We start from the raw sequence: 10,410 nt of genomic DNA, 5'->3' as shown, positions 1-10,410 counted from the left end.
AGCTCCGCCCCGAAGAAAGACGCAGCCCGCTTCAGCACCTCGTTGGCCCGGCGAAGCTCGCGGACTTCTTGCTCGAGCTCTTTCACCCGCTGCGCCTCCGCCGAGCTCACGCCGGAGGTGACACCCTCGTCGATGTCGGCCTGCTTCACCCACATCCGCACGGATTCGACCCCGTACCCGAGCTGCGTCGCGACTCGCTGCACGGTTCCTTGCGTGACCCCGAGCTCGGCCCGCAGCGTCCTCACCATCCGCACCGCGGCGGCCTTCTCCTCGTCCGAGTAGCGACGCGTCGTCGGCTTCCCATTCGCCAGTTCCTTCGGCATAACTCCATCCTCGTTTCCAAGGTCAGGAGCCTCCAACAAACTCAGGGCGCTTCATTGTTGTCGTTGGCGCTGGTTTGGCCGACCGAGTAGGGCGGGTTGCCGACGATGATCTTGATCGGTGCCTCGAGCTGGGTCGCGGCGCGGTCGTTGTTGGCGGTAAACATCTCGGTGTCGAGGGTGTCGTCGTGCTCGCTCATCTGAAAGGTGTCGGTGAGCACGATGCCCTCGAACGGGCGGTAGTCGCCGCCGGCGATGCCGTGGTAGGTGGCTTCGATGTTGACGGCGGCGATGTAGTAGGCCAGCAGCATGATCTCGTTGGCATGCAGCTCACTGGCGTACTTACGTGCCAGGTCGTGCTCGCTGATGATCCCGGACTGCAGCAGGCGGGTGATGAAGGTGCCTGTCCCGGTGAACGGATCGAGGATGTGCACGCCCTCATCGGTCAGTCCGCGGCCGAACTCTGCCCGGGAGACGTCATCGGCGGCCCTAATGATGAAGTCGACGACCTCGGTGGGGGTGTAGACGATGCCCAGGGCGTCGGCCTGCTTGCGGAAACCCAGCTTGAAGAACTTCTCGTAGAGCTCCGCGATGATGCGCTGCTTGCCTTCGGCGTTGTCCACCCCGGCGGCGCGCATCCGAACGGACTCGTAGAAGCCGACGAGCTTCTCGGTCTCCGCGTCCAGGCCTTTGCCTTCCAGGGCGGTGGCCATGGTGTCCATGACGATGGAGACCGGGTTGTGGGCGGCGAAGTCGTAGCCCTCGAACAGGGCGTCGAAGACCGGCTTGGTGATCAGGTGCTGGGAGAGCATCGAGATCGCCGACTCCGCGCCGATGCTGTCGTTAAGATTCTCCCGCAGTCCCTTCACGAACGCGGTGAACTGCCCGGCCACCTCGTCGTCGGCCTGGTCGACGAGGGCGCGGATGCGGGTCTGTTGGGCGCCGGCGATGTCGGCGACGTCCTTGGCCCAGTCCTCCCAGTAGGTGCGGGTGCCGACCTTGTCCACGATCTTCGCGTAGACGGCGTCGCGCCACTCCATCTCGAGGTTGAGCATTCCTTGGACGCCGCGGCGCAGCGCGTCCTCCTGCTCCTGGTCGGTGGTGGTCTTGTCGGTGTACTCGTCCTCGCCATCTCCGGCGCCGACGTGGCCGATCATCAGCTTGTCGGTGGCCTTGGACTTGTTCAGGTCCAGCTTGTTGACCATGGCGTTGAACCGGTCATCGTGAGCCCGCAGAGCCTGCAGGACCTGCCAAACGACCTTGAACCGCTTGTTGTCCGCCAACGCCTCCTCCGGGGCCATGCCAGCCGGCACCGCGACGGGCAGGATGATGTACCCGTAATCCTTATCGGGTGCTTTGCGCATGACCCGGCCCACGGACTGGATGACGTCGACCACGGAGTTGCGCGGGTTCAGGAACATCACCGCATCCAGCGCCGGCACGTCCACGCCCTCGGACAGGCACCGGGCGTTGGAGAGGATCCGGCACTCCCCCTCCGGAATCGGGGCCTTGAGCCAGTCCAGACGGTGGTTGCGTTCCAGGGCGTTGTAGGTCCCGTCCACGTGCTCCACCGAGCACCGCAGGATATTGTCGCCGGCCGCCTCGTAGGCGTCGATGACCTCTTCGAAGGTGCCGGCCAGGCGCTTGGAGGTCTTGATGTCGCGCAGGAACGCCACGGCCCGCTGCATCGGCTTCTCCCCCGCTCCGAAGCCGCCGGCGCCGTTGTGGCCGGTGCGCTTGGCCAGTCCGTTCCAGCACCCCACGATCCTCGTGGCGTCATCCAGGGTCAGTTCGTGATTCTCATCGGCCAGCTGCTGCTGCAGGGGCCCGGCGATGTACTCCTCATCGACCGTGAGCACCAGCACCTTGTAGTCGGTCAGTAGTCCGCGTCCGACCGCGTCGCCGAAACCCAGGCGGTGGAACTCCGGGCCGTAGACGGTCTCGTCGTCCATGGAGGTGAGCACCGCGGCGTTCTCGGTGGCCTTGGCCTTGGTCTCCTCGGCGAAGATCCGCGGGGTCGCGGTCATATACAGACGCTTGGTGCCGGTGATGTAGGACCCGTCGTGGATCTTCACAAAGTTCGACTCGTCCACCCCCGCGAGGGTGGCCCCGGTGGTGCGGTGGGCCTCATCGCAGACGATCAGGTCGAACCCCGGCGCCCCCTGTTGCTGGGCGTCGTGGATGACGGGCAGGGATTGGTAGGTGGAGAACACCACCGAGACCTCCGGCTCCCCGACCTCGGAAGCGATGGCGTGGGCGAGCTTGGTGGCATCGGTGGTCACCGGGATCACCACATCCACCGTGGAGATGTCCTCAGCTGCCTTCGACGCCTTGGTGTCCGAGCACACCGCGTAGGAGGCCATCGGCATCGCGGTCTGCCCGGTCCACTCACGCAGCGTCTGGGACATCAGGGAAATCGAGGGCACCAGGAACAGCACACGGAACGCCCCGGCCCTCCCCTGCTGACGGGTAGCGCCGGCCATGGTTTCCACCAGCTTCAGGGAGGTGAAGGTCTTGCCGGTGCCGCAGGCCATGACCAGCTTGCCCCGGTCCTGGGTAGAAAAGCCGGCGGTGACCTTCTCGATCGCCTCCTGCTGGTGCGGGCGCGGCTGATGCTTCGTTGCCGGGGCCAGCTCGACCTCGAGCACGTCTTCGGTCGGCCAGGCAACGTGCCAGTCGATCGGGGCCGCGGCGATCTCCGAGAGTCCGATCCGCTGTACCGGGATCGACTGATCTTTCAGGGTCTCCTCTGCGTTGCGGCCCCAGTGGTCTGTGGTGGAGACGATGATCCGGTTGCTGAACCCGTTCTTGCCCGAGGCAGCTAGGAAGGAGTCGATGTCGGCCTTGGCGATGTGGTGATGGGGTTCATAGAACTTGCACTGGATCGCCGTCCACGACCCATCACCTCGATGCCGGGCCACCAGGTCGATCCCGGTGTCGGGTTGGCCGTTGCGGCCCTCCCAGTCCGACCAGCGCATCACCCGGTCGAAGGTGGTGGAGTAGATCGGGTCCAGCTCGAAGTAGCGGACCATCAACTCCTCGAACTTCGCCCCCCGGTCGTAGTTGGTGCGCTCCTGCCGGAACGCTTCCATTACCTCATGGACCGACGTCGTCACAGGGTCACTCCTACTACTCGACTGCACTGGGGGCACCGATGAATCTACCGGTCAGAGGACTCCAGCTCGTCCAGGAAGTGCAGGATCGCCCCAGGCAACTCCAGAGGCTCAAGCCGGTACGGCGCCCACCGGTCCTGCGTGCCCGCCTTTAAAGACGCAGAGAAGCGGTATTTGTTCTGCCCGGTGGCCGCGCCCACTCGTTCCTGGAAGGCAGCACTGGGAACTAACCAGGCGGTGTCGAGTCGTCCTTGCTCGTCGTCGACCGCGACGAACAGCATGGCTAGGTCCTTCCGAGCGGTGAAGGTCTCTGAACGAACGTTGGCTAGGAACCGTCCTCGCCCTGCCGCGGAGCCTGAGAGCATTCGAGCCTTGATCTGCACCGCCAATGTCGCGGTGCCCTCACTCTGGTGAAACACCAGGTCCACGCCCTCGTCATCAACCATTGAGGTGGAGACGTTCAGTCGCCCTTGGGTGATGAGGATGCAGAACGAGGCGACCAGGTACTCCGCAGCCTTGCCCATCCGGCCCGCGTTCGGGGATTTCCCGGTGTGGGGCGCCGTTGAGATCACGCGGCCGTGCGGAGGTGCAGTTCTTCGTCGGTCAGTGGCTCGAACTCCTGGTCCACCTGGGTGCGGTACTCGGCGACGAGGTCCCGCCCTCCCTGGCGGTGGAGAGCGGCACGATCCGTGTTGAGCTGCTTGTGGTCGGTGAACTCATCGTTGAGGGACGCCTTCGAGGGTTTCCACAGCCGGCCATCGGCCCCGATCCTCTGGCGTTCTTCCTGCACCGAAGTGGTGGCGAAACGGTTGTAGAAGGCATCCGGGTCCATGAGGAGGCGCCAAAACACCCAGTTCTTGGGGATGAGCAGAATCTGGCGGTCGAAGGCGTACGGGAGTGTGAACGCTTCCTCTTCCCAGGTTTGGGTCTGCGGGCTGTAGATGCCAATCCGCTCGGTGGTCAGGCGTTGGCCCAGTGCGGGGTAGCGCTGCACCATCTCGGAGGTGAACTGGGCCAGCACCGGGTAGATGATGCGGGTGGTGAGGTCTGAGATGAGATCGTCGCCGACCTGATGGATGAACAGTGGGATGTCCTCGATGCGGGTGAGCGCGGCATCGACGGCCGCCGGGTTGTGGCCCAGCAGGTCCCACAGGTCATCGGCGATACCCGGACCGATCGCGTGCCCACCGACGCCGCCCTGGCTGAACCCGAGGCGGTTCTCATTGGGTTCATGCAGTCCAGCCAGCAGGGCTCGCCCGCGTGCCTGGTCCTCGCGGCCGACACTCTGGCGGAGCCTGAGGACCTCGATGAAGTAGGCCTGCAGCAGGGCCTGCGCCTGGCGGGCGCGTGGCCCGGCGGCGTTGCGGATGGCACTGGGGTCGAGGAACAACTGGTTGTCGTGGTCGAGATGAACGTCCAGGAACGGGACGTCGCCTTGGATGAGGTAGTGCTCAGTAATACGCATAAGGGTCTTCTTTCTGGTTCAGGGTGGCCGTGGGGCGCATGCACGCATCCGCCCCACGGCCAGGGGTTGGTTCACTTGCCACGCTTCTTGGTGGACTCATTGGTCGTCGTCTTGGGGTGACGCTTGACCGTGGACTGCTTGACGAATCGCCCGGTGATCGAGCTGCGTCCGCGCTTGCCAGCCATGTGCTCCTCCTTTCTGTGTCGAGTTAGGCACGATGTTTCAAGTATAACACATCGATTCACATTCGGCACACTGCGTCGGAAGTGGCACAATAGAGGCATGACTAAAACAACGGTGGACTCCCAGCGCCTCTACGCGACGCTGGAGGCAGCGAAGAACGAGCAAGGGATGTCCTGGCGCGAGCTGGCCAAGGAGATCGGGGTCAGCCCATCCCTGCTGTCCCGACTGGGGAACGGCCTCAAGCCTGACGCCAACAGCTTCGCAACCTTGGTGGACTGGTTGAGAATGCCTGCGGAGACCTTCTTCGACCACGAAGGAGAAGACACATCCGGCCTTCGAGAGCCTCAGCTCATGACGAAATTGGCGCCACTTCTGCGCGCAGAAAAATCGCTGACCCCAGAGGACGTGGAATACCTAGAGAAGGTCATCAGCGCCACAGTTGCACATGTGAAGTCCAGAGGCTAACGATCGACCCATGCGCCGCGGATTCAAGACGGAAAGTAAACGCCTAGCATTGGAGGTGCGCGCCGAAATAGGCCTGGGCGCCCACGAGCCGTTTGACCCGTACCACCTGGCCGATGAGTACGGTGTGCAGGTCGTCCAACTGACAGATCTAGATGCCACTGACGCTGTTCAGTACTTCACGGGAATTAGGCCCACTGCATTGTCAGGAGCACTTATCCCCAACGGCTCCGGGCTACTCATTCTCGAGAACGACAGCCATACACCCCAAAGGCGACGTTCCACCCTGAGTCACGAGATGGCCCACGTCCTCCTTGAGCACCCCTTCGGGGTCACGCTTGCTCATGACCGCAAGTGCGGCTTGGGTGGCGACAACGAGAAGGAAGCCGACTTGCTGGCCGGAGAGCTTCTCATTCCCTTCGAAGCGGCCAGGCGCCAGGCCTGGAAGGATGCAACTAATGAGCAAGTCGCTGCTCTCTTCGAGGTAAGTATTCAGCACGCGGCCTGGCGGATGAATGCCAGCGGGGCTAGAAAAATCGTGCAACGAACAAGAGCAGCACGCGGATGGAACTAGTAGCACTTCCACACGAAAGCCCGCCCCTCACCACTCCGCGGAGAGCCATCTCGCCGATCTACATAGAACCAGACTCAGCAAGAGCAATCTCATTCACGCCCAAAAAATTTGGAGGACTTATGGGTAAGGTGGGCCGGTCGGTAATAGCGCCCATGGCAGTCTGATCTCTATCCCGTCAACTTCCCTGAAGGAAGGTAGAGAAGTTCAAGCCGTTTGGCCAGGGACGTGTCCCGACGAAAGCAGCGACGACATCAGAAGAAAGGTGCTGTGATGGCCCAGAGCGTGCAGATCATTCTGGAGGACGACCTCGAGGGCGGTCCTGCTGAGGAGACCGTCCAGTTCGGCCTGGACGGCCGGCAGTACGAGATCGACCTGTCCACAGCCAATGCGGAGAAGCTGCGGGAGGCCCTGCACCCCTACACCGCCGCTGGGCGGCGAGCCCAGGGCAAGGGCGGCCGGGCCACCGGGACCCGCTCCTCGTCCAGCAGCTCCGAGACGGCGAAGATCCGGTCCTGGGCCAAGGAGAACGGCTACGAGGTCTCCGACCGCGGCCGTATCCACCAGTCCGTCAAGGACGCCTACTACGCCGCCCAGTAGTCCCCCACTCCCCCACCGGACTGCATTCGGTCTCCCGAGAGCTCCGCGGCGGCTGGCCCGGTGTTGACGGGCACCGCTGCGACAAGGCAGAGGAACGTCTCGGGCAGGACTCGAGTACCTGGGCCGTCACCACGGTTTCTCCGCACGGCACGCAGCCGTCGACGGGCTGCTCGCCCTGATCCGGCAAGGGGCTGCCGGCTCGACTACTTGACCCTCCTACGAAAACACCCCATTTACTCCATTACACGATTGGAGTAAATGGGGTGTATGGATTCTTGGCTAGTACTTGGGAGGCCGGCCCCGAGTCACGGTGCCGGCACCGCCGAAGGGCCGTCCGTCGTTGACTTCATCGCGGTACTGGTGGATCCGGTCGGTGATGATGCCGGCGACGAAGTCGCTGAGGGTCTGCCCGCGCTGGGCGACGTGGTTGTAGGCCGAGCGCAGTTCGGCGAGGTCGTCGATGTCCATCTGGACCTGGAGGCGACGTCGGGTGTCCGTGGCGTTGCTCTTCTTCTCGCCCTTCTGCTGCTCGGCCGCGGGCGCCGGCGCCGTCTCCTGTGGTGCGGCGGGTGCTGCGGCATCCGGTGCCGGTGCGGGGGCGGTGGTGTCGGTGATGGAGGGGGCGACGGCGTCTTGGCCGGTGAGGAAGGTGGATTTCCGGCGGCGTCCTGTGGTGCTCATGGTCGGGGTCGTTCCTTTCGTGCCGGCGGGTCTCAGCGGCTGGTGATCTTGGCCAGGTGGCGGGTGTAGAGCTCGGCCATGGACTGGCCGCCCTTGATGCTGTCCAGGGCGTCGCCGGTCTCGATGGCGTCGCGGATCACCGCGCGTTTGGGGATGGGCGGGTCCAGCAGCTGCTCCCCCAGGGCTTCTTGGAGGGTCAGGCGCCATTCGCGCCCGGCCAGGGTCGTCGGCTCCCACTTGTTGAGCAGCACCCCGCGGATCGTGAGGTCGGGGTTGTAGTGCTGCTGGACGGAGCCGATGGTGTCGCGCATCAGGGCCACTCCGTCGGCGGCGAACAGGCCGGCCTCGGTGACCAGCACGGCCCCGTGGGCGGCCACCAGGGCGTTGACGGTGAGCATGCCCAGGTTCGGGGGGCAGTCGATGATGACCAGGTCGTAGCGCTCCCCCACCCCCTGAAGGGCGCGCTGGAGGGTCCGTGCCCGTTCCTCGGTGCGGGGGGCCTGGGTGAGTTCTTGCTCGATGATCGCCAGGGCCCGCCCCACCGTGGGGGCCAGGTCCACCCCGGGCCAGATGGTCGCCACGATGACGTCGGCCAGGGTGACGGGCTCCTCCCCCGGTGCCTGCTGGGGGTTGATGACATCGGCCAGGCTGACCTCGTCCAGGGGCAGCCGTTCGGGGGTCAGGGCGGTGGTGAGGTTGCCCTGCGGGTCCATGTCGATGGCGAGCACGCGCTTGTCCGCCCGCTGGGCGGCACGGATGAGGTGGTAGGCCGTGGTGGTCTTGCCCACGCCACCCTTCTGCAGCACGGTGGCAAGGATGTCCATACGGTGCCTCCTTTGAGTGTTTACCTCAGTTTAGTAAATGGAGGCGTTGAGTAAATAAAATGCAGAGGTGTGTCGACGGGTCTCAGGCGGTGATGGAGAAGTACACGCGGTAAAGGTCGTCCCGGGCGCGACAGGCGGTGGCAGTGACCTCGGCCAGGTGTTCCCCGTTGAGGTGGTCGGCGTTGAGGCACGCCTCGGTGGCGGCATCGGCGAGGCGCTGGGCCTTCCGCGCCAGCACCTCGAGGCGCTGGGCGTGGCGGGTGAGCCACTGGGTGCACTTTTCGCTGTCGGCGGCGGCCTGGGCGGCCGCGCGCAGCTTTTCGATCTCGGCCAGGACCTCCTGGGCGGCGCGGGCCGCTTTTTGGGCGGTCGCCCGGTGCTTGCTGGTCCGCTCGTCCTCGGACTGGATGGTCATGGCGTCCTCCTGGGGGCGGGTGGACTTCGCAGGGTTCGATCGTGCGGGGTGCCGTGGATCTGCGGGCGACGGGTTAGGTCAGCTGGGTGCGCTGTCGCACCAGGGCGTGGAGCTTGTCCGGGCGCAGGCCGTGCCAGTGGTCCTGGACGGTGCCGTCGTCGTCGCGGACGACGGTCACGGGCACTCCTTGGTAGCCCAGGCCGCGGAGGAAATTGGCGGCTGCGGGCAGGGAGGCGACATTGATGAGGCCGAAGGGGATGTCCTTGCGGTCCATGGCCTGGCCGGCGGCCTGGCAGTCCACGCACCCGGGGAGGGTGTAGATGGTGATGGTGGTCATGATGCCCTCCTGGGCTCAGGGGAAGAGCCGGTCTTGGGTGTAGAGGCTGCACCCGGCGACGGCACCGTCGTGGAGCACGGCAACGACTCCGGCGGTGCCGGCACCGGAAACACCGTGCGGGTAGAGCACGTGGGCGATGTCGGAGTAGTGAGGCCATCCTCGCCAACCGGTCTGACTTCGCTACTTTAACCATTAATTTACTCCATTGCATGAATGGAGTAAATGGCGTAAATGGATGATTTTGATGTAGAGGTTGGGAATAGTCGGGTGTACAAAAGCTCCCACCAACGAGCAGTCGACAGGGGGCGTCAGCATCCGCGTGGACACCACGCGGTAGGGCGGCCGCCTAAGAGTCTCTGCGAACGTCGAGTAGCTCGAATCCCTTGGAGATGGACGCGAGCAGCTGCCCGCGGGCGGCAACGTAATCCTCGCCCTCCGCTTCAACCTCCTGGGTCGCCGTGGATCGGATCATGCCGACGATCTTGATGTCGAGCTCCCTCTTCGCGCAGCGACATGCCCACCGTGCTAAAGCTTTAGCAGGGTGGGCATGCGTCGAAGCGCGCGGATGCCGGCTCACCCCAGCCTTCTGCTTCTCGTGGACGCCAGCGCCCAGAGAGCAACTGAGTCGTCGGAGCTTAGAGGGCTGAGCGGACACCCAAGGCTCCCATTCTCCCTGGACATCTTCATCTCCCTCACATCACCAAATTGGAGGATTCAACTCCATTTATTTCAAAACGCCCTTTGAAGCGCCCTGGGTCTGATGGAGACTCGCGCTATTTGATTCCGACCAGGTGTTCGCGGTCGGCTTGGACAGCATAGAACGCGTTCTCGAACTCGGCGGGCGGGACGTCGCCGAGGTAGCTGTGGAGGCGCTGCGTGTTGTGCCAGTGCACCCAACCGAGGGTGGCGAGCTCGAGATTCTCGACCGTCTTCCACGGCCCGGACCGGGCCGGCCCGCGGACGAGTTCGGCCTTGTAGTACCCGTTCACCGTCTCGGCCAGGGCATTGTCATAGCTGTCACCGACGGTCCCGATCGACGGCGTCGCGCCGATCTCCGCGAGGCGTTCGCCGTAGCGAATGGACGTGAATTGAGACCCCGCGTCGCTGTGACACCGCAGGTCCGCGTGGCGGTGACCTCTGGACCAGCGGGCCATCTCGATGGCGTCGAGGATCATCTCGGTGCGCATGTGCGACGCGACCCGCCACCCGACGATCATGCGGGAGAACGCGTCGATGATGAAGCACACGTACGCGACACCGGCCCAGGTCGCCACGAACGTCAGATCCGTCACCCAGAGCCGGTTCGGAGCGGTCGCGGTGAACTCCCGCTGCACCAGATCCGGGTGTCGCGCGGACGCCGGATCCGGCCTGGTCGTCTTCACCCGTTTCGAGCGCCTTGCGCCCTCGATCCCTGCCACCTTCATCAACCTCGCGGTCTG

The 10,410-nt window shown here is 64.5% G+C and carries 12 protein-coding genes; 3 read left to right on the top strand and 9 right to left on the bottom strand.

All coding sequences use genetic code 11. The features are described from left to right. The 4 genes from AS25_RS00125 to AS25_RS00110 all read right to left on the bottom strand — a co-directional run. Nucleotides 1–323, bottom strand: a 323-nt coding sequence (locus tag AS25_RS00125) for a transposase (RefSeq protein ID WP_035959115.1), incomplete at its 3' end; no start/stop codon positions are given. A gap of 41 nt (nucleotides 324–364) precedes the next feature. Further along, a complete protein-coding gene (locus AS25_RS00120) occupies nucleotides 365–3,412 on the bottom strand; it encodes a restriction endonuclease (protein WP_052160573.1) in 3,048 nt (1,015 codons plus the stop codon). Between the two features lie 68 nt (nucleotides 3,413–3,480). Beyond that, nucleotides 3,481–3,957, bottom strand: a complete 477-nt coding sequence (locus AS25_RS00115) for a hypothetical protein (protein ID WP_052160572.1) — start codon at nucleotides 3,955–3,957, stop codon at nucleotides 3,481–3,483. A 44-nt stretch (nucleotides 3,958–4,001) separates the two neighbouring features. Beyond that, the gene (locus tag AS25_RS00110) at nucleotides 4,002–4,898 is read right to left on the bottom strand and encodes a DUF8370 family protein (RefSeq protein ID WP_035959112.1); all 897 of its coding nucleotides are present in this window, start codon (nucleotides 4,896–4,898) and stop codon (nucleotides 4,002–4,004) included. Nucleotides 4,899–5,180: 282 nt separating this feature from the next. On the opposite strand from AS25_RS00110, the gene AS25_RS00105 reads away from it, so the two are divergent. The 3 genes from AS25_RS00105 to AS25_RS00095 all read left to right on the top strand — a co-directional run bounded on the left by AS25_RS00105 (nucleotide 5,181) and on the right by AS25_RS00095 (nucleotide 6,714). Beyond that, nucleotides 5,181–5,546: a helix-turn-helix domain-containing protein gene (locus AS25_RS00105; RefSeq protein ID WP_035959110.1), complete on the top strand. Its 366-nt coding sequence runs from the start codon at nucleotides 5,181–5,183 to the stop codon at nucleotides 5,544–5,546. Nucleotides 5,547–5,556: 10 nt separating this feature from the next. Next, complete coding sequence (locus AS25_RS13990; RefSeq protein ID WP_084117910.1) at nucleotides 5,557–6,117, top strand: ImmA/IrrE family metallo-endopeptidase; 561 nt, start codon at nucleotides 5,557–5,559, stop codon at nucleotides 6,115–6,117. Nucleotides 6,118–6,387: 270 nt separating this feature from the next. Continuing rightward, complete coding sequence (locus AS25_RS00095) at nucleotides 6,388–6,714, top strand: histone-like nucleoid-structuring protein Lsr2 (protein ID WP_035959106.1); 327 nt, start codon at nucleotides 6,388–6,390, stop codon at nucleotides 6,712–6,714. Between the two features lie 279 nt (nucleotides 6,715–6,993). Here AS25_RS00095 and AS25_RS00090 read toward each other — a convergent pair whose 3' ends face one another. From AS25_RS00090 to AS25_RS00070, 5 genes are all read right to left on the bottom strand, one after another. Continuing rightward, complete coding sequence (locus AS25_RS00090) at nucleotides 6,994–7,395, bottom strand: hypothetical protein (protein WP_035959102.1); 402 nt, start codon at nucleotides 7,393–7,395, stop codon at nucleotides 6,994–6,996. 32 nt (nucleotides 7,396–7,427) lie between these two features. Then, complete coding sequence (locus tag AS25_RS00085) at nucleotides 7,428–8,219, bottom strand: ParA family protein (RefSeq protein ID WP_035959096.1); 792 nt, start codon at nucleotides 8,217–8,219, stop codon at nucleotides 7,428–7,430. Between the two features lie 82 nt (nucleotides 8,220–8,301). Then, nucleotides 8,302–8,634, bottom strand: coding sequence for a hypothetical protein (locus tag AS25_RS00080; protein WP_035959094.1), 333 nt, complete (start codon nucleotides 8,632–8,634; stop codon nucleotides 8,302–8,304). A 73-nt stretch (nucleotides 8,635–8,707) separates the two neighbouring features. Next, nucleotides 8,708–8,971 carry a glutaredoxin domain-containing protein gene (locus AS25_RS00075; protein ID WP_035959091.1) on the bottom strand — a complete coding sequence of 88 codons (264 nt, stop codon included), beginning with the start codon at nucleotides 8,969–8,971 and terminating at the stop codon, nucleotides 8,708–8,710. A gap of 773 nt (nucleotides 8,972–9,744) precedes the next feature. Next, nucleotides 9,745–10,410: IS3 family transposase (locus tag AS25_RS00070; protein ID WP_035959088.1), on the bottom strand; the 666-nt coding region annotated here is incomplete at its 5' end.

Origin of the sequence: Kocuria marina (genome assembly GCF_000786655.1) — a bacterium.
GTDB lineage: Bacteria > Actinomycetota > Actinomycetes > Actinomycetales > Micrococcaceae > Kocuria > Kocuria marina_A.
The sequence above is the reverse complement of the archived record's forward strand: the minus strand, read 5'-3'. Positions and strand labels throughout refer to the sequence as shown.

What these genes read in the sequence shown, in the direction of transcription:
- AS25_RS00085 (WP_035959096.1), bottom strand. Translation starts at nt 8,219, where the DNA reads ATGGACATCCTTGCCACCGTGCTGCAGAAGGGTGGCGTGGGCAAGACC.
- AS25_RS00090 (WP_035959102.1), bottom strand. Translation starts at nt 7,395, where the DNA reads ATGAGCACCACAGGACGCCGCCGGAAATCCACCTTCCTCACCGGCCAA.
- AS25_RS00115 (WP_052160572.1), bottom strand. Translation starts at nt 3,957, where the DNA reads ATGGGCAAGGCTGCGGAGTACCTGGTCGCCTCGTTCTGCATCCTCATC.
- AS25_RS00105 (WP_035959110.1), top strand. Translation starts at nt 5,181, where the DNA reads ATGACTAAAACAACGGTGGACTCCCAGCGCCTCTACGCGACGCTGGAG.
- AS25_RS00075 (WP_035959091.1), bottom strand. Translation starts at nt 8,971, where the DNA reads ATGACCACCATCACCATCTACACCCTCCCCGGGTGCGTGGACTGCCAG.
- AS25_RS00095 (WP_035959106.1), top strand. Translation starts at nt 6,388, where the DNA reads ATGGCCCAGAGCGTGCAGATCATTCTGGAGGACGACCTCGAGGGCGGT.
- AS25_RS00080 (WP_035959094.1), bottom strand. Translation starts at nt 8,634, where the DNA reads ATGACCATCCAGTCCGAGGACGAGCGGACCAGCAAGCACCGGGCGACC.
- AS25_RS00110 (WP_035959112.1), bottom strand. Translation starts at nt 4,898, where the DNA reads ATGCGTATTACTGAGCACTACCTCATCCAAGGCGACGTCCCGTTCCTG.
- AS25_RS00120 (WP_052160573.1), bottom strand. Translation starts at nt 3,412, where the DNA reads ATGGAAGCGTTCCGGCAGGAGCGCACCAACTACGACCGGGGGGCGAAG.
- AS25_RS13990 (WP_084117910.1), top strand. Translation starts at nt 5,557, where the DNA reads ATGCGCCGCGGATTCAAGACGGAAAGTAAACGCCTAGCATTGGAGGTG.